We start from the raw sequence: 16471 nt of genomic DNA, 5'->3' as shown, positions 1-16471 counted from the left end.
CGGCCCCCTCGTCGTCCGTCAGCCCGTCGTGATGCGGTAGACGTCGTAGACGCCGTCGATGCGGCGCACCGCGTTCAGCACGTGGTCGAGGTGCGTCACGTCGCCCATCTCGAACGCGAAGCGGCTGATCGCGAGCCGGTCGGTGCCGGTGTGCACGCTCGCCGAGAGGATGTTGACGTGGTGCTCGGTCAGCACGCGGGTGATGTCGCTCAGCAGCCCCGAGCGGTCGAGCGCCTCGACCTGGATGTTCACGAGGAACAGCCCCTTCGACGTCGCCGCCCACTCGACCTCGATCATGCGCTCGGGCTCGGCGAGCAGGCCCTGCACGTTCGGGCAGCTGCGCTGGTGCACGCTCACGCCCTGGCCGCGCGTGACGAAGCCGACGATCTCGTCGCCCGGCACGGGCGTGCAGCACTTCGACAGCTTCACGAGGATGTCGTCGGCGCCCCGCACGAGCACGCCGGAGGCGCTCGACGCGGGCCTCGGCGCCTTGCTCGGGAGGACCGTCACGTGCGCGTCGTCGTCCGCGGCCTCGTCGACGCGGATCGCCGACACGACCTTCTCGAGCACCGACTGCGTCGAGACGTGCCCCTCGCCCACGGCGGCGTACAGGGCCGTCACGTCGTCGTACTTCAGCTGCGCCGCCACCTGCGCGAACGCATCGCGGCCCATGAGCTTCTGCAGCGGCAGGTCGTGCCGGCGCATGGCCTTCGCGATCGCCTCCTTGCCGACCTCGACGGCCTCGTCGCGGCGCTCGCGCTGGAACCACTGGCGGATCTTGCTGCGCGCCCGGGGCGACGTGACGAAGCCCTGCCAGTCCTGGCTCGGCCCCGCATCCGGGTTCTTCGACGTGAGCACCTCGACGATGTCGCCGGTCGCGAGCTTCGTGTCGAGCGGGACGAGGCGGCCGTTGACCTTCGCGCCCATGGTGCGGTGGCCGACCTCGGTGTGCACCGCGTAGGCGAAGTCGACGGGGGTCGCGCCGGCGGGCAGGCCGATCACCTTGCCCTTGGGCGTGAAGACGTAGAGCTCCTTCGCGCCGATCTCGAACCGCAAGGAGTCGAGGAACTCGCCGGGGTCGGTGGTCTCCTCCTGCCAGTCGTTGATGTGCGCGAGCCACGCCATGTCGGTCGACGACATCGCGCCGCCGCCCTGCTTGTACTTCCAGTGCGCCGCGACGCCGTACTCGGCGCGGCGGTGCATCTCCTCGGTGCGGATCTGGATCTCGACGTGGTGGCCGCGCGGGCCGATGACGGTCGTGTGCAGCGACTGGTAGAGGTTGAACTTCGGCGTCGCGATGTAGTCCTTGAGGCGGCCCGGCATCGGCTGCCAGCGCGCGTGGATCGCGCCGAGCACCGCGTAGCAGTCGCGCACCGACTGCACGATCACGCGCACGCCCACGAGGTCGTAGATGTCGGCGAAGTCGTGGCCGCGCACCCGCATCTTGTTGTAGATCGAGTAGTACTGCTTCGGGCGCCCCGCGATTCGGCCGCGGATCCTCTGCGACTTCATGTCCTCGCTGAGGCCGGACACGACCTCCTCGAGGTACCGCTCCCGCTCGGGCGCGCGCGCCTCGACGAGGTTCTTGATCTCGAGGTAGACCTTCGGCTGCAGCACCGCGAACGAGAGGTCCTCGAGCTCGACCTTCATCGTCTGGATGCCGAGCCGGTGCGCGAGCGGCGCGTAGATCTCGATCGTCTCGCGGGCCTTGCGCTGCGCCGACTCGTCCGAGACGAAGCCCCACGTGCGCGCGTTGTGGAGCCGGTCGGCGAGCTTGATGACGAGCACGCGGATGTCCTTCGACATCGCGACGACCATCTTGCGCACCGTCTCGGCCTGCGCCGACTCGCCGTACTTCAGCTTGTCGAGCTTCGTCACCCCGTCGACGAGCATCGCGATCTCGTCGCCGAAGTCGGCGCGGCACTGCTCGAGCGTGTAGGTGGTGTCCTCGACGGTGTCGTGGAGCAGCGCGGCGGCGACGGTGATGGCTCCGATGCCGAGGTCGGCGAGGATCTGCGCGACGGCGACGGGGTGCGTGATGTACGGCTCGCCCGACTTGCGGTACTGGCCGCGGTGCGCCTCCTCGGCGACGATGTAGGCGCGCTGGATGAGCCCGGTGTCGCCCTTCGGGTGCTGCGACTTGACCGTGCGGATCAGCTCGTCGACGGCGCCCGCGCGGTGGGAGCGCGAGAAGAGGAAGGGCAGCAGCGTGCGGAAGCCGCCCGAGGTCTGCTGGGCGTCGCTCATCTCGCTCCTCCCCGTCGGCTCAGACGACCGCCCCGCGCTCGTTCCGCGGCTTCTCCGTGACCTCGGCGATCGCGTCGTGCTGCCTGAGCTGAGCATAGACGGGGGCCGCGACGAAGATCGACGACCAGGTGCCGACGATCGTGCCGATGAAGAGCGCGAGCGAGATGTCGCGGAGCGTGCCGGCGCCCAGCAGCAGGGCGCCGATGAAGAGCACCGCCGCGATCGGCAGCGTCGCCACGATCGAGGTGTTGATCGAGCGCACGAGCGTCTGGTTGACCGCGAGGTTGATGTTGTCGAGCAGCTCGCCGCTCGTGCCCGGCGCGGTGTTCTCGCGCACCTTGTCGAACACGACGACCGTGTCGTAGAGCGAGTAGCCGAGGATCGTCAGGAAGCCGATGACGGCCGCGGGCGTGACCTCGAAGCCGATGATGCCGTAGACGCCGGCGGTGACCAGCAGGTCGAAGGCGAGCGACGCGAGCGCCGCGACCGACATCTTCCAGGTGCGGAAGTAGACGGCGAGCACGATCGACACGAGCACGAGGAAGACGACGAGCGCCCGCAGCGCCTGCTGCGAGATGTCGGCGCCCCACGACGGGCCGATGAACGAGAACGCGACCTCGCCGCTGTCGACGCCGTAGGTGTCGGCGAGCGCGGCGCGGATCTCGGCGGCCTGCTCCTCCGACACGGCGTCGGTCTGCACGCGCACGGTGTCGGAGCCGAGCGTGACGGCGCGCGCCTCGGCCTCGGGCGCGATCGCCTCGACGGCCTCCGCCGCGCCGTCGGCCGACGCCTCCGAGATGCCGGTGACGCGGAACTCGCTGCCGCCCGTGAACTCGATGCCGAAGACGAAGCCGCCGCGGATGATGGTGCCGAGCGCGAGCGCGATGAGGATGCCGACCGCGATCGACAGCCACAGCTTGCGCTTGGCGACGACCGGCAGCGAGCGCTCCCCGGTGTAGAGCTCGTTGCCGACGCTGGTGAGCGAGGCCATCAGTCCTCCTTGCCGTTCGAGGCGGCCATGGCCGACTTGCGCTCGGCGATCGTCTGGCGCTTCTGCGCCTCCTTCGCCGACCGGGCTCCCCTGCCTGCCGCGACCGGCTCGCGGAACTTCGCGCGCCCGCGGTAGACGGCGCCGAGCGCCTGCGGGTCGAGCCCGCTCCAGCGGTGGCCGGAGGAGAAGAAGCTCGTGCGCGACAGCAGGCGCAGGAGCGGATGCGTGAAGAGCGCGACGACGACGATGTCGATGAACGTCGTGATGCCGAGCGTGAAGGCGAAGCCGCGCACGTTGCCCACCGACAGCAGGAACAGGATCACGGCGGCGAGGAAGCTCACCGCATCCGAGACCAGGATCGTGCGGAAGGCGCGCTTCCAGCCGGTCTCGAGCGCGCTCGTGAGGTGCTTGCCCTCGCGCAGCTCGTCGCGGATGCGCTCGAAGTAGACGATGAACGAGTCGGCGGTGATGCCGATGGCGATCACGAGGCCGGCGACGCCGGCGAGCGAGAGCCGGTAGCCCTCGGTGCTCGAGAGGAAGGTCACCGTGAGGTAGGTGAGGACCGCGGCGATGCCGAGCGACAGCACGACCACGAGGCCGAGCGCGCGGTACTGGAACACCGAGTACACGACGACGAGGATGAGTCCGATGAGGCCGGCGAGGAGGCCCGCGCGCAGCTGGTCGGCACCGAGCGTCGCCGAGATCGTCTCGTTCGACTGCACCTCGAAGCCGATCGGCAGCGCGCCGAAGCGCAGCTGGTCGGCGAGGCCCTGCGCCGCCTCCTGCGTGAAGCCGCCCGTGATCTGCGCGTTGCCGTCGGTGATGATGGCGTTCGACGAGATGGGCATGAGCACGGTCGAGTCGAGCACGACCGCGAACTGGTTCTGCGGCTCGGGCAGGCCCGTGATGGCGCGCGTCGTCGCCTCGAAGCCGGCCGGGCCCTCGCCGTCGAGCTCGAGGTTGACGGCCCAGCCGCCCGTGGCCTGGCCCTGCGAGTTCGTCGCGGCCGAGACCTGCGCGTCGGCGATGTCGGAGCCCTCGACCGTGACCGGGCCGAGGATGAAGCGCGCAGTCTGGTCGGTCGAGCACGTGATGAAGGGCTGGTCGGCGGGCGCGACGGTCGTGGTGTCGACGTCGGCGCACTGGAAGGCGTCGAACTCGGCCTGCAGCTCAGGCGTGATCCACGCCTGGTCCCACGCGTTCTCGGGGGTCGCGGCGGGCTCGGCGGGCGGTGTGCTCTCGCTCGGCGCGGGCGTCTCGCCGGGCACGTTCGCGGCGGCGGACTGCAGCACCGGGCGGAACTCCATCTTGGCGCTCGCCTGGATGCGCTGCATCGTGGCCGCGTCGGGCTCGCCGGGGATGGCGACGACGATGTTGCGGCCGCCCTGCGTGGTGATCTCGGCCTCGGAGACACCGGAGGCGTCGACGCGCTGGCGGATGATCGCCACCGCCTGGTCGAGCTGCTCCTGGGTGACCTGCGCGCCCTCGGCGACGACGGGCGCGAGCACGATCTGCGTGCCGCCCTCGAGGTCGAGCGCGAGCTGCGGGGTCCAGGAGCCGCCGCCCCACTGCACGGCGGAGAAGTTGACGCCGACGAGGCCGGCGATCAGCACCACCAGCCAGATGAGCGCGCGGGCGCCCCGCGATCGAGCCTTCGCCACGGATCAGGCGCGGTCGCGCGGCTCGTCCGCGTCGCCGGCCTCGTCGATCCCGCGGTCCTCGACGACCTCGGCGTGGTCGTCGACCACGCGGGCGAGGGTCTGGCGGTGCACGCGCACGATGGTGCCGGGCGCGATCTCGATGAGCGCCTCGTTGCGCTCCTCGTCGATCGCCGTGAGCTCGCCGAAGAGGCCGAAGTTCGTCATCACCTCGGCACCGGGGACCATCTGGGACTGCAGCTCCTCGGCCTGGGCCTTGCGCTTCTTGTTGCTGCGGAACATGAAGAAGATCATCGCCGCGAGCACGACGAGCATGATGAGCGTCAGCGGGTCGATCGGGAACCCTTGCTGGGCGGTGGTCGTCGTCTGCAGGAACAGCATCGTCGGAAGGGGCCTCTCAGGGGTGGTTCGTCCTGCGCGGCTGCGCGCAGCACCAAGGGCCCATCATACCCCGTCGAGCGTCGCGTCCTGCGTCTGCGCGCCCGCGTGCCGCATGCCCGTCGGGGTCGCGATCCTGCCGCGGGGCGTGCGGCCGATGAGGCCCTCGCGCACGAGGAACGGCTCGACGACCGACTCGATGGTGTCGGCCTCCTCCCCCACGGCCGCCGCGAGCGTCGACAGCCCCACCGGGCCGCCGGCGAAGCGGTGGGCGATGGCGTGCAGCACGGCGCGGTCGATGCGGTCGAGCCCGGCCTCGTCGACGTCGTACAGCTCGAGCGCCGCGCGCACCCCCTCGAGGTCGCTCGACCCCTCGTGCACGAGCAGCCAGTCGCGCACGCGCCGCAGCAGCCGGTTCGCGATGCGGGGCGTGCCGCGCGAGCGACCGGCGAGCTCGGCGAGCGCGGCGGGCTCGATCGTGAGGTCCATGAGCCGCGAGGAGCGCGCGAGCACCCGCTCGAGGTCGGCCGGGTCGTAGAACTCGAGGTGGGCCGTGAAGCCGAAGCGGTCGCGCAGCGGCGCGGGCAGCATGCCGGAGCGCGTCGTCGCGCCGACGAGCGTGAACGGCGCGAGCTCGAGCGGGATCGAGGCGGCGCCCGCGCCCTTGCCGACCATGATGTCGATGCGGAAGTCCTCCATCGCGAGGTACAGCATCTCCTCGGCGGAGCGCGCCATGCGGTGGATCTCGTCGACGAACAGCACCTCGCCGGGCACGAGCGCCGACAGCACCGCGGCGAGGTCGCCGGCGTGCTGGATGGCGGGGCCCGAGGAGTAGCGGATGGGCCGGCCGGTCTCGGCGCCGATGATCGTCGCGAGGGTGGTCTTCCCGAGCCCGGGCGGCCCGGCCAGCAGGATGTGGTCGGGCGTGCGCTCCTGCATCCGCGCCGCCTGCAGCAGCACCTCGAGCTGGCCGCGCACCTTGGGCTGGCCGACGAACTCGGCGAGGCTCGTGGGGCGCAGCGCCCCCTCGAAGGCGATCTCGTCCGGCGTCGCGGCCGGGTCGGTCAGCGGGTCGCTCACGGGCGCGCGCCCGGTCCGAGGATGGCGAGGGCAGCCCGCAGCAGCGCGCCGGTCGTGCCGGCCGCCTCGGGCGCCGCGACGGCCGCCCGCTCGATGGCGTCGGCGGCGGTGCGCTCGGGCCACCCGAGCCCCGTGAGCGCCGTGAGCACGTCGGCCCGCGCATCCGACCCAGGCGCCGCGGGCGTCGCCACCGGTGCCACGAGCTTGCCGCTCAGCTGCAGGATGATGAGCTTGGCCGTCTTCGGCCCGATGCCGCTCACGGCCTTGAACGCGCGCTCGTCCTGTGCGTCGACCGCGCGGGCGAGCGCATCGGGGGTGAGGTGCGCGAGGACGCCGAGCGCCGACTTCGGGCCCACGCCCGTCACGCCGATGAGCAGCTCGAACGCGTCGAGCTCGGCCTCGGTCTCGAAGCCGTAGAGCGAGAGCTCGTCCTCGCGGACGATGAGGTGCGTGTGCAGCGCGACCGCGCTCCCGGCGCGGGCGGTCAGCGAGGTCTGGGGGGTCACCGCGACGGCGAGGCCGACGCCGCCGACGCCGACGACGAGGCGCTGCCCGCGCGCGGCGAGCACGGTGCCGTCGAGCCTGGAGATCACCCCCTGAGCCTAGGCCGGGCCCACGACGCCGGCCGCCTGGCGCGCCGGTCGAGCGAGTGCGCGCTGGTAGCCTGAGCGGGCCCGCCGATCGCTCGACACGGAGATCCCATGCGCTACGTCCAGTTCCTGATCCTCATGCTGCTGCTCGTGGGCTCGTTCGTCGTGATGAGCTACGCGATCACGGCCGACGGCATCGAGGGCATCGTGTTCACCGCGGGCCTCGCGATGTTCATCCTGTCGACGCTGGGCGCGGTCGAGATCGGCCGCCGCGGGCTGCACAAGGGCTGATCAGCGCCGGGCGCGCGCTGCCGACTCCGCCGCCGCCCAGGCGCGCTGCGCGGGCGTCGAGTGCTCCGCGCGGGGGGCGCGCGTGCGCCAGCCCTCGGCGATCGCGATCGCGAGCGCGTCGGCGGCGTCCGCCGGCTTCGGCGCGGCCTCGAGCCGCAGCAGGCGACGCACCATCTCCCCCACCTGCCGCTTGTCGGCCGCGCCGTAGCCGGTGACGGCCGCCTTGACCTCGCTCGGCGTCAGCAGCGCCACCGGCAGCTCCCGCTCGGCGGCGGCGCGCAGCACGATGCCCGAGATCTGCGCGACGCCCATGACGCTCCGCAGGTTCGCCTGCGCGAACACGCGCTCGAGCGCGATCGCATCGGGGCGGTGGGCGTCGATCGCCGCCTCGACGCCGCGCGCGATGCGCAGCAGCCGCAGCTCGATCGCCTCGTCGGCGTCGGAGCGCAGCACCTCCACGTGCACGAGGGTGGGCGTGCGCCGCTCGATGTCGACGACGCCGACGCCGCACCGCGTCAGCCCGGGGTCGACGCCGAGCACGCGCACCGACGCCGGCACGGGACTACTCGTCCTCGTCGAGCTGCGCCTGCACCTCGTCGGAGAGGTCGAGGTTGGCGTAGACGTTCTGCACGTCGTCGAGGTCGTCGAGCGCGTCGATGAGGCGCAGCACCTTGCGCGCCGTCTCGACGTCGACCTCGACCTTGAGGTTCGGCACGAACTCCGCCTCGGCCGAGTCGTAGTCGATGCCCGCGTCCTGGAGCGCCGAGCGCACCGCGACGAGGTCGCCGGCCTCCGAGACGACCTCGAAGCCGCCGCCCTGGTCGACGACCTCCTCGGCGCCGGCGTCGAGCACGGCCTCGAGGATCGCGTCCTCGGTGACGCCGTCGGCCTTCGTGATCGACACGACGCCCTTGCGGCTGAAGTTGTAGGCGACCGAGCCAGGGTCGGCCATCGTGCCGCCGTTGCGGGTCATCGCGACGCGCACCTCGGCGGCGGCGCGGTTCCTGTTGTCGGTGAGGCACTCGATCATGAGCGCCACGCCGCCGCCGGCGTAGCCCTCGTACATGATCGTCGTGTAGTCGATCGACTCGCCGGTGAGCCCCGCGCCGCGCTTGATCGCGCGGTCGATGTTGTCGTTGGGGACGCTCGTCTTCTTCGCCTTCTGCACGGCGTCGACGAGCGTCGGGTTGCCCGAGAGGTCGGCACCGCCGATCTTCGCGGCGACCTCGATGTTCTTGATGAGCTTCGCGAACGACTTCGCGCGCCGGGCGTCGATGACGGCCTTCTTGTGCTTCGTCGTGGCCCACTTGGAGTGTCCGGACATGCTGCTCTCCTGGTCGCGTGAAGGGGGACGCCCCATCCTACGCGCGCGCTGGAGCTATGGGCGGCGACCCTTTCGGGTCGCCGCTGCGACGCCAGCGCCGGGGCCCGTCCCGGGTCCCGGTCCCGCCATCGCGACGCGCACCCCGGCGCTCCGCAGCTCGAGCGCGGCGAGCGCGCGCAGGCCCGGCTCGTCGCCCGTGCGGATCGCGGCGACCGGATCGGCGACGGTCGCGAGCAGCCGCCGCGTCGGCTGGGTCGCGACGGCGCGCAGCGCCAGCAGGTCGCGCCCCTCGCGGGTGCGGGCGAGGGCGGCGCTCGCGCGGGCCCGGGTGGCGAAGCGCAGCCGCGGCAGCAGCCACACGAGCAGCACGAGCAGGGTCGGCAGCAGCCACAGCGCCGTGCCGACGGTCACGGCGAGCAGCTCGATCGTGCTCGTGAGCGCGGTGCCGGCGGCAGCGAGGTCGTCGGCCGACCCGGATGCGTCGCGGAACGGCTGCGCGACGCCGTCGCCGATCAGCGGCACCTGCGCGAGCGCATCCCCGGCGTCGGAGAGCGTCGTGGAGAAGCCGGTGCCGGCATCCTCGATCTGGCGCCCGAAGCCGCCGAGCGAGGCGATCGCGTCGCGCACCTGCAGGGCGATCCAGACGCTGACGGCGATCGTCGCGATCGCGGCGAGGTCGGCGACGACCTGCCAGGCCGCGGCGACGGGACGGCTGGAGTAGAGCTGCACGCCCCGATTCAACCAGCAGCGACGGCGCGCACCCGGGGCCGCTGCCCGACGAGGATGCCGGCGCCGATCACGACCGCGGCCCCCACGACCTCCCACACGCCGAGGCGCTCCCCCAGCACGAGCACGCCGAGGCCGACCGCGACGACGGGGATGAGGTAGGTCACGGTCGCCGAGACCGTCGGCCCCACGGCGCGCACGACCTCGAACTGCAGGATGTAGGCGATGCCGGTGCCGACGACGCCGAGCGCCGCGACCGCGAGCAGCGCGAGCGGCAGGGCCTCCGGCGAATGCGCGGCGACGGGCGACCAGCCCTCGAGCCCGCTCCAGATCAGCAGGGCGACGAGCACCATCGGGAGCCCCGTCACCATGAGCGCGGTCGGATGCGCGATGCCCGGCACTTCGCGGTGGGCGAGGAGGCGCCGGTTCAGCGTCCAGCCGACGCCGTACGACGCGCCGCCCGCGACCGCGATCGCGAAGCCGATGAGGTCGGGGCCGGCCGCGGCCGTCCACGGCTGCGCGATGAGCACGACGCCCACGAGGCCGAGCAGCACCGCCGCGAGCTTGCGCGGCGTGAGCCGGTCGCTCGGCAGCAGCAGCAGCGCGAACAGCACCGTCGCGACGGGCGTGATCGCGTTGCCGAGGCCGGCGAGGCTCGACGAGATGCGGGTCTCGGCGAGCACGAACGCGGTGAACGGGATCGCGGTGAGGAAGAGCGAGCAGACGGCCAGGAGGCCCCACGTGCCCGCGTCGCGCGGCAGCCGCGTGCGCATCGCCGCTGCGAGCAGCAGGAGCGTCGCCGCCGCGATGCCGATCCGGAGCGTCGCGATCTGCATCGGGTGCAGCGCCTCGAGCCCCAGCTTCATGAGCAGGAAGGAGGAGCCCCAGATGATGGCGAGCGAGATCCAGAGCGCCTGCCAGGGCACGCGCTCACGCACCGGCGGCGCGCACGCGGTCGAGGAACCGGCGGTGGAAGCGCAGCTCGCCGCCGACCTCCGGGTGGAAGGCGGTCGCGAGCAGCGGCCCCTGCTCGACCGCGACGACGCGGCCGTCGACCGAGGCGAGCGCCGTCGCGGCGGCGCCGACGCGCTCGACGGCGGGCGCGCGGATGAAGGTCGCGCGCACCGGCTCGTCGCCGAGCGCGGGCACCGCGAGCTCCGCCTCGAAGGAGTCGACCTGGCTGCCGAAGGCGTTGCGGCGCACGTCGACGTCGAGGCCGCCGAACGACAGCTGGGTCGGCAGCCCGTCGAGGATGCGGTCGGCGAGCAGGATCATGCCCGCGCACGTGCCGTACACCGGCATGCCGCCCGCGATCCGCTCGATGATCGGCTCCCGCACCTCGAACAGCCGCGACAGCTTGTCGATCACGCTCGACTCGCCGCCCGGCAGCACCAGCCCCGCGACCTGCGCCAGCTGCGCCGGGGTGCGCACGAGCGCCACCTCGGCGCCGAGCGCCTCGAGCACCGCGACGTGCTCGCGCACGTCGCCCTGGAGCGCGAGGACGCCGACGCGGGGCCGGCGCGCGGTCACCAGCCGCGCTCGGCGAGGCGGTGCGGCGCGGGCAGGTCGGCCACGTTGATGCCGACCATCGCCTCGCCGAGGCCCCGCGACGCATCCGCGATCGCCTTCGCGTCGTCGTACGAGGCGGTGGCGCGCACGATGGCGGCGGCGCGCGCCTCGGGGTTGCCGGACTTGAAGATGCCCGAGCCCACGAAGACGCCGTCGGCGCCGAGCTGCATCATCATCGCCGCGTCGGCGGGCGTCGCGACGCCGCCGGCCACGAAGAGCACGACGGGCAGTCGGCCGGCCTCGGCGACCTCGGCGACCAGCTCGTACGGCGCCTGCAGCTCCTTCGCCGCGACGAAGAGCTCGTCCTTCGACATCGACGTGAGCCGGCGGATCTCCTGGTTGATGGTGCGGATGTGCTTCGTCGCCTCGGAGACGTCGCCCGTGCCGGCCTCGCCCTTCGAGCGGATCATGGCCGCGCCCTCGGTGATGCGGCGGAGCGCCTCGCCCAGGTTGGTGGCGCCGCAGACGAACGGCACCGTGAACGGCCACTTGTCGATGTGGTTGACGTAGTCGGCCGGGCTCAGCACCTCGGACTCGTCGATGTAGTCGACCTCGAGCGCCTCGAGCACCTGCGCCTCGACGAAGTGGCCGATGCGGGCCTTCGCCATCACCGGGATCGAGACCTCGGCCTTGATCGCGTCGATCAGGTCGGGGTCGGACATGCGGGCGACGCCGCCCTGCGCGCGGATGTCGGCCGGCACGCGCTCGAGCGCCATGACGGCGACGGCGCCGGCGTCCTCGGCGATGCGCGCCTGCTCGGGGGTGACGACGTCCATGATGACGCCGCCCTTCAGCATCTCGGCGAGCCCGCGCTTGACGCGGGCCGAGCCGGTGGTGGTCTCGGTCATGATCGGTGCCTTTCGTGCGGTGCCGGGATGATCGGGCGATCAGGCCGGCCAGGCCGCCTGGATGTCCTGGCGCATGTCCTCCAGCAGGATGGGCAGCGCCTTCGTCTTCGCGATGATCGGGAAGAAGTTCGAGTCCAGCGACCATCGGGGCACGATGTGCTGGTGGAGGTGGTCGGCGATGCCGGCGCCGGCGATGCGGCCCTGGTTCATGCCGATGTTGAAGCCCTGGCAGCGCGTCACCTGCGACAGCACGCGCATCGCCGTCTGCGTGAGGACGGCCATCTCGGCGACCTCGTCGGTCGTCGCCTGGTCGTACATGCCGACGTGCCGGTACGGGCAGACCATCAGGTGCCCGGTGTTGTACGGGAAGAGGTTCAGCAGCACGAAGCAGGTCTCGCCGCGGTGCACGATGAGGCCCTCGTCGTCCTGCAGCGCGGGCGCGCGGCAGAAGGGGCAGGCGTCCTCCTCGGGCATCTGCCCCTGCTGGATGTAGACCATCCGGTAGGGCGTCCAGAGCCGCTGGAAGTGGTCGGGCACGCCGGGGAGCTCGCTCGACATCTGCGTCGGCGCGCCCCACGAGTGCTCCGCGACGAGCGGCGGCTCCTGCGGCTCCGCCGGGTCGAAGGCCGGCAGCGCGTCGCGGTGGACGGCCGCCCGTTCCGCCGGCTCATCGAGGTCGCGCGGCTCGTCGGTCACACGTGCGCCTTCGTCTCGATGGCCTCGACGATGCGGCGCACCGCCTCGTCGACGGGCACGCCGTTGTCCTGCGTGCCGTCGCGGAAGCGGAACGAGACGCTGCCCGCGTCGCGGTCCTGGCCGCCGGCGATGAGCTGGAACGGCACCTTCATGAGCGTGTGCGTGCGGATCTTCTTCTGCATGCGCTCGTCGCTGCGGTCGACCTCGACCCGCACGCCGCGCGCGCGCAGCTTCGCCGCCACCTCGTCGAGGTAGTCGGCGTAGTCCTCGGCGACCGGCACGCCCACGACCTGCACGGGCGCGAGCCACACCGGGAACGCGCCCGCGTAGTGCTCGAGCAGGATCGCGAAGAACCGCTCGATCGAGCCGAAGAGCGCGCGGTGGATCATGATCGGGCGCTGCTTCGAGCCGTCGGCGGCGGCGTACTCGAGCTCGAAGCGCTCGGGCAGGTTGAAGTCGAGCTGCACGGTCGACAGCTGCCACGAGCGGCCGATCGCGTCGGTCACCTTGAGGTCGATCTTGGGGCCGTAGAACGCGGCCTCGCCCGGCTCCTCCACGAGCTCCAGCCCGGTCGAGCGCGCGACGCGCCGCAGCGCATCCGTCGCCGTCTCCCAGATGGCCTCGTCGCCGATCCACTTCTCCTTCTCGTCGTCGCGCATCGACAGCTCGAGGCGGAAGTCGGTGAGGCCGAAGTCGCTCAGCAGCGACAGCACGAACTCGAGGACCTTCGCGGTCTCCTCCTCGAGCTGCTCGGGGGTGACGAACAGGTGCGCGTCGTCCTGCGTGAAGCCGCGCACGCGGGTCAGGCCGTGCAGCGCGCCCGAGAGCTCGTTGCGGTAGACGGTGCCGTTCTCGGCCAGCCGCAGCGGCAGATCGCGGTAGCTGCGCGAGCGCTCCTTGTAGATGAGGATGTGCATCGGGCAGTTCATCGGCTTCAGGTAGTAGTCGACGCCCGGCTTCGTGACATTGCCCTCCTCGTCGCGCTCCTCGTCCATGTGGATGGGCGGCCACATGCCCTCGCCGTAGGTGACGAGGTGGTTCGAGGTGACGAAGAGGTCGCGCTTCGTGATGTGCGGCGTGTAGACGTAGCTGTAGCCCTGCTCGATGTGCCGGCGCCGCGCGTGCTGCTCCATCTCGCCGCGCGCGATCGCGCCGCGCGGGTGCCACACCGACAGTCCTGAGCCGACCTCCTCCGGGAAGGAGAACAGGTCGAGCTCGCGCCCGAGCTTGCGGTGGTCGCGCTTCGCGGCCTCCTCGAGGCGCTGCTGGTAGGCGCGGAGCTCGTCCTTCGACGGCCACGCGGTGCCGTAGATGCGCTGCAGCTGGGGCAGGTCGGTCTTGCCGCGCCAGTAGGCGCCCGCGACGCGCATGAGCGCGAAGCCGTTGCCGATGAGCCGCGTCGACGGCAGGTGCGGGCCGCGGCAGAGGTCCTTCCAGGCCACCTCGCCGGACTTCGGGTCGACGTTGTCGTAGATCGTGAGCTCGCCCGCGCCGACCTCGACCGAGGCGCCCTCGGCAGCCGTCGCCGCGCCGCCCTTCAGCCCGATGAGCTCGAGCTTGTAGGGCTCGTCGGCGAGCTCGGCGCGCGCCTCGTCGTCGGTGACGGTGCGGCGCACGAAGCGCTGCCCCGCCTTGACGATGCGCTCCATCTCCTTCTGCAGGGCCTTCAGGTCGTCGCTCGAGAAGGGCTCGGCGACGTCGAAGTCGTAGTAGAAGCCGTCCTGCACGGGCGGGCCGATGCCGAGCCGCGCCTCGGGGTTCACGCGCTGCACGGCCTGCGCGAGCACGTGCGCGGCGGAGTGGCGGAGGATGTCGAGGCCGTCGGGGCTGTCGATCGTCACCGGCTCGACCGTCGCCGTCTCGGTCACCTCGCGGGCGAGGTCCTGCAGCTCGCCGTCGACGCGCATGGCGACGACGGCACGGTCGGAGAAGAGGTCGAATCCGGTGGTCACCAGACCATCGTAGATCGCGGGATGCCCTGTCTCGCGCGGTCCGCGATCGGTACGCTCGCGACATGCCCCGGTCGTCGTCGATCGCCGGCATCGCGCTCGCGATGCTGCTGCTCGCCGCGTGCGCCGCCCCCGGCGGCGCGCTTCCCACGGGCACGGCGCCGGAGCCGGTCGTGACGACCGCCGGCCCACGAGCGTCCGCGACCCCGACGGCGAGCGAGCCCGGCCCTCCGTCCGACCCTGCGGCGGAGCCTGCCGGCACCGCGATCTCGACCGCGACCAGCGAGTTCGGCGAGATCCTGTGGGGCCCGGGCGACCAGGTCGTCTACATCTGGGAGCGCGACGTCTCGCCCGAGTCGCAGTGCACCGGCGACTGCGCCGTCGCATGGCCTCCCGTGCTTACGGTCGGCGAGCCGACGGCCGCCGGCGGCGTCGACCCGGCGCTGCTCGGCAGCACCGTGCGCGCCGACGGTGCGGTGCAGGTCACCTACGGCGGGCATCCGCTCTACTTCTACGCGCACGAGGGGCCGGGCGAGGTGCGGTGCCACGACGTCGCGACGCACGGCGGCCTCTGGTGGGTCGTCACGCCGAGCGGGGAGCGGGCGCCGTGATCCGCCGCGCGGCGGCGGCCGGCATCGCGATCGCTTCGCTGGCGCTTGCGGCCTGCGCCTCGCCGGGCGCGGGCGACCCGACCGCTCCCGTGGTCTCCGCCGGCACGGTCTTCCCCACCGGCACGCCGCCCGCGGAGCCCATCGTCGCGGCTCGCGCCCTCGGCGACGCGCCCGACGCGGTGCAGGCCGAGGCCACGTGCGGCGAGCTGGAGCTCGACCAGGGCGAGGCGCTGCCCGATGCCGCGATCGCGTGCATCGGCGAGGCGCTCGCCGCGGGCGGCGCGGCTGCGCTGGCCTGGTCGTCGCCGACCGTCGAGGGCGATCCGATCGTCAGCTTCGCCGTCGTGGAGGAGGGCGCGTCGAGGATCGCGGTGCACACGACGACCGACTTCGACCGATACGGAGCTGGCGGATGGACGCTCGAGCGCTGCGCCGCCATCGCCACGCACGGCTGCGCGTAGGCAAGAAGAAACCCCCGGGGATCCGGGGGTTCTGCCTGGTGGGCGATACTGGGTTCGAACCAGTGACCTCTTCCGTGTCAGGGAAGCGCGCTACCGCTGCGCCAATCGCCCTCAGTGGGTGCTCGAGGTGGAGACGGGATTCGAACCCGCGTAGACGGCTTTGCAGGCCGCTGCCTCACCACTCGGCCACCCCACCAGGTGGTGTGAGATTGACTCTCATGACATTGCTGTCGAGCGGATGACGAGATTCGAACTCGCGACCCTCACCTTGGCAAGGTGATGCGCTACCACTGCGCCACATCCGCGGGGCTCATCGCTGAGCACTCGCATGACTATACCCGCGCTCGAGCCGCATGTCCAAATCGCCCCGCACGTGTCGCGCATCCGCCGCCGGACGTCCGGGGATGGTCACGCGCGCGCCCGCGGATGTGGCAGACTTGTGCGGTCCGCTTCGCGCGGCACGGGCGATTGGCGCAGTTGGTAGCGCGCTTCCTTCACACGGAAGAGGTCATCAGTTCGAGTCTGGTATCGCCCACCGAGACCGAAGGCCCCGGCGATCCGCCGGGGCCTTCGTCGTATCCGCTCGGGCGCGGCTCAGGCCGCCTCGCACGCCTGGGCGCACTGCTCGCACGCCTCGGCGCACGCCCGGCAGTGCTCGGCGTCGTGCCGTCGGCACTCGGCCGCGCAGGCGCGGCAGACCGCGGCGCACGCGGCCAGCAGCGCGTCGCGCGCCTGCTGCGGCAGCGGCACCTCGCGGGAGAGGATGCGTGCCGTCACCTCGCAGAGGTCGGCGCACGCCTCGCACATCACCGCGCAGTCGTCCATGCCCTCCTGCCGGTCGGCGCGGGCGCACTCGCGGCACGCCGCGGCGCACGCCTCCAGCTCGGCGACGTGGGCCGCGTGGCTGCCGACCTCCGCGCCGCCGGCGCCCTGCTCGTGCTCGTGCTCGTGTCCGTGGTGCATCATCGCTCCTCTCGGCGGGCTCGATGCCCGCGCATCGGTTCGCGGGCGACGGTACGCCCGGAGCCTGGATGTCCCCCACGAACGCCCTC

General features: G+C 72.2%; 18 protein-coding genes and 4 tRNA genes. 4 read left to right on the top strand and 18 right to left on the bottom strand.

Annotated features, from left to right (window positions below; all coding sequences use genetic code 11):
- Window positions 1–18 precede the first annotated feature (18 nt).
- The 6 genes from AC1RNL_RS04650 to ruvA form a co-directional block, all read right to left on the bottom strand.
- On the bottom strand, window positions 19–2247 hold the full coding sequence (locus AC1RNL_RS04650) for a RelA/SpoT family protein (RefSeq protein ID WP_146356228.1): 2229 nt from the start codon (window positions 2245–2247) through the stop codon (window positions 19–21).
- A 19-nt stretch (window positions 2248–2266) separates the two neighbouring features.
- A complete protein-coding gene (gene secF, locus AC1RNL_RS04645; RefSeq protein WP_246991156.1) occupies window positions 2267–3238 on the bottom strand; it encodes a protein translocase subunit SecF in 972 nt (323 codons plus the stop codon).
- Window positions 3238–4899 carry a protein translocase subunit SecD gene (secD, locus tag AC1RNL_RS04640; protein WP_492934578.1) on the bottom strand — a complete coding sequence of 554 codons (1662 nt, stop codon included), beginning with the start codon at window positions 4897–4899 and terminating at the stop codon, window positions 3238–3240. Before secD ends, secF begins: the two co-directional genes overlap by 1 nt.
- Before the next feature lie 3 nt (window positions 4900–4902).
- Window positions 4903–5277 carry a preprotein translocase subunit YajC gene (yajC, locus tag AC1RNL_RS04635; protein WP_128189160.1) on the bottom strand — a complete coding sequence of 125 codons (375 nt, stop codon included), beginning with the start codon at window positions 5275–5277 and terminating at the stop codon, window positions 4903–4905.
- A 63-nt stretch (window positions 5278–5340) separates the two neighbouring features.
- Window positions 5341–6354, bottom strand: coding sequence for a Holliday junction branch migration DNA helicase RuvB (gene ruvB, locus AC1RNL_RS04630; RefSeq protein ID WP_310125058.1), 1014 nt, complete (start codon window positions 6352–6354; stop codon window positions 5341–5343).
- A complete protein-coding gene (gene ruvA / locus AC1RNL_RS04625; protein ID WP_492934577.1) occupies window positions 6351–6947 on the bottom strand; it encodes a Holliday junction branch migration protein RuvA in 597 nt (198 codons plus the stop codon). The genes ruvB and ruvA overlap by 4 nt, the downstream gene beginning before the upstream one ends.
- A gap of 108 nt (window positions 6948–7055) precedes the next feature.
- Between ruvA and AC1RNL_RS04620 the strand changes: the two genes are divergently transcribed.
- Entirely contained in the window at window positions 7056–7235 is a 180-nt protein-coding gene (locus AC1RNL_RS04620; protein ID WP_246991166.1) for a hypothetical protein, read from the top strand.
- Here the strand turns inward: AC1RNL_RS04620 and ruvC are convergent, their stop codons facing one another.
- From ruvC to thrS, 8 genes are all read right to left on the bottom strand, one after another.
- Window positions 7236–7793: a crossover junction endodeoxyribonuclease RuvC gene (ruvC, locus tag AC1RNL_RS04615; RefSeq protein WP_492934576.1), complete on the bottom strand. Its 558-nt coding sequence runs from the start codon at window positions 7791–7793 to the stop codon at window positions 7236–7238.
- Between the two features lie 4 nt (window positions 7794–7797).
- The gene (locus AC1RNL_RS04610) at window positions 7798–8559 is read right to left on the bottom strand and encodes a YebC/PmpR family DNA-binding transcriptional regulator (RefSeq protein ID WP_128189155.1); all 762 of its coding nucleotides are present in this window, start codon (window positions 8557–8559) and stop codon (window positions 7798–7800) included.
- Window positions 8560–8613: 54 nt separating this feature from the next.
- Window positions 8614–9288, bottom strand: a complete 675-nt coding sequence (locus AC1RNL_RS04605; protein WP_492934575.1) for a hypothetical protein — start codon at window positions 9286–9288, stop codon at window positions 8614–8616.
- A gap of 8 nt (window positions 9289–9296) precedes the next feature.
- Window positions 9297–10223: a DMT family transporter gene (locus tag AC1RNL_RS04600; RefSeq protein ID WP_225792728.1), complete on the bottom strand. Its 927-nt coding sequence runs from the start codon at window positions 10221–10223 to the stop codon at window positions 9297–9299.
- Window positions 10216–10818, bottom strand: coding sequence for a pyridoxal 5'-phosphate synthase glutaminase subunit PdxT (gene pdxT, locus AC1RNL_RS04595; protein ID WP_225792747.1), 603 nt, complete (start codon window positions 10816–10818; stop codon window positions 10216–10218). The genes AC1RNL_RS04600 and pdxT overlap by 8 nt, the downstream gene beginning before the upstream one ends.
- Complete coding sequence (gene pdxS, locus AC1RNL_RS04590; RefSeq protein ID WP_225792729.1) at window positions 10812–11702, bottom strand: pyridoxal 5'-phosphate synthase lyase subunit PdxS; 891 nt, start codon at window positions 11700–11702, stop codon at window positions 10812–10814. Before pdxS ends, pdxT begins: the two co-directional genes overlap by 7 nt.
- A 39-nt stretch (window positions 11703–11741) precedes the next feature.
- Entirely contained in the window at window positions 11742–12260 is a 519-nt protein-coding gene (locus AC1RNL_RS04585) for an HIT family protein (protein WP_492934645.1), read from the bottom strand.
- A 134-nt stretch (window positions 12261–12394) separates the two neighbouring features.
- Window positions 12395–14305, bottom strand: a complete 1911-nt coding sequence (gene thrS / locus AC1RNL_RS04580) for a threonine--tRNA ligase (protein WP_400530769.1) — start codon at window positions 14303–14305, stop codon at window positions 12395–12397.
- Window positions 14306–14412: 107 nt separating this feature from the next.
- Here thrS and AC1RNL_RS04575 point away from each other — a divergent pair, with 107 nt between their 5' ends.
- On the top strand, window positions 14413–14958 hold the full coding sequence (locus tag AC1RNL_RS04575; RefSeq protein WP_492934574.1) for a COG4315 family predicted lipoprotein: 546 nt from the start codon (window positions 14413–14415) through the stop codon (window positions 14956–14958).
- Window positions 14955–15419, top strand: coding sequence for a hypothetical protein (locus tag AC1RNL_RS04570; RefSeq protein ID WP_492934573.1), 465 nt, complete (start codon window positions 14955–14957; stop codon window positions 15417–15419). The genes AC1RNL_RS04575 and AC1RNL_RS04570 overlap by 4 nt, the downstream gene beginning before the upstream one ends.
- A gap of 36 nt (window positions 15420–15455) precedes the next feature.
- Here AC1RNL_RS04570 and AC1RNL_RS04565 read toward each other — a convergent pair.
- The 3 genes from AC1RNL_RS04565 to AC1RNL_RS04555 form a co-directional block, all read right to left on the bottom strand.
- Window positions 15456–15530 (bottom strand) — tRNA-Val (locus AC1RNL_RS04565).
- Window positions 15531–15544: 14 nt separating this feature from the next.
- Window positions 15545–15615: transfer RNA gene (locus AC1RNL_RS04560), tRNA-Cys, on the bottom strand.
- Between the two features lie 37 nt (window positions 15616–15652).
- Window positions 15653–15724, bottom strand: a tRNA-Gly gene (locus AC1RNL_RS04555).
- A 157-nt stretch (window positions 15725–15881) separates the two neighbouring features.
- Here AC1RNL_RS04555 and AC1RNL_RS04550 point away from each other — a divergent pair.
- Window positions 15882–15954, top strand: a tRNA-Val gene (locus AC1RNL_RS04550).
- Window positions 15955–16013: 59 nt separating this feature from the next.
- Here AC1RNL_RS04550 and AC1RNL_RS04545 read toward each other — a convergent pair.
- The gene (locus AC1RNL_RS04545) at window positions 16014–16382 is read right to left on the bottom strand and encodes a four-helix bundle copper-binding protein (protein ID WP_492934572.1); all 369 of its coding nucleotides are present in this window, start codon (window positions 16380–16382) and stop codon (window positions 16014–16016) included.
- Between the last annotated feature and the right edge of the window lie 89 nt (window positions 16383–16471).

The organism is Agrococcus sp. GW821-FHT14H11, assembly GCF_058803545.1.
The sequence above is the reverse complement of the archived record's forward strand: the minus strand, read 5'-3'. Positions and strand labels throughout refer to the sequence as shown.

What these genes read in the sequence shown, in the direction of transcription:
- AC1RNL_RS04650 (WP_146356228.1), bottom strand. Translation starts at nt 2,247, where the DNA reads ATGAGCGACGCCCAGCAGACCTCGGGCGGCTTCCGCACGCTGCTGCCC.
- secF (WP_246991156.1), bottom strand. Translation starts at nt 3,238, where the DNA reads ATGGCCTCGCTCACCAGCGTCGGCAACGAGCTCTACACCGGGGAGCGC.
- yajC (WP_128189160.1), bottom strand. Translation starts at nt 5,277, where the DNA reads ATGCTGTTCCTGCAGACGACGACCACCGCCCAGCAAGGGTTCCCGATC.
- AC1RNL_RS04620 (WP_246991166.1), top strand. Translation starts at nt 7,056, where the DNA reads ATGCGCTACGTCCAGTTCCTGATCCTCATGCTGCTGCTCGTGGGCTCG.
- AC1RNL_RS04610 (WP_128189155.1), bottom strand. Translation starts at nt 8,559, where the DNA reads ATGTCCGGACACTCCAAGTGGGCCACGACGAAGCACAAGAAGGCCGTC.
- pdxS (WP_225792729.1), bottom strand. Translation starts at nt 11,702, where the DNA reads ATGACCGAGACCACCACCGGCTCGGCCCGCGTCAAGCGCGGGCTCGCC.
- AC1RNL_RS04585 (WP_492934645.1), bottom strand. Translation starts at nt 12,260, where the DNA reads ATGTCGAGCGAGCTCCCCGGCGTGCCCGACCACTTCCAGCGGCTCTGG.
- thrS (WP_400530769.1), bottom strand. Translation starts at nt 14,305, where the DNA reads ATGCGCGTCGACGGCGAGCTGCAGGACCTCGCCCGCGAGGTGACCGAG.
- AC1RNL_RS04575 (WP_492934574.1), top strand. Translation starts at nt 14,413, where the DNA reads ATGCCCCGGTCGTCGTCGATCGCCGGCATCGCGCTCGCGATGCTGCTG.
- AC1RNL_RS04545 (WP_492934572.1), bottom strand. Translation starts at nt 16,382, where the DNA reads ATGCACCACGGACACGAGCACGAGCACGAGCAGGGCGCCGGCGGCGCG.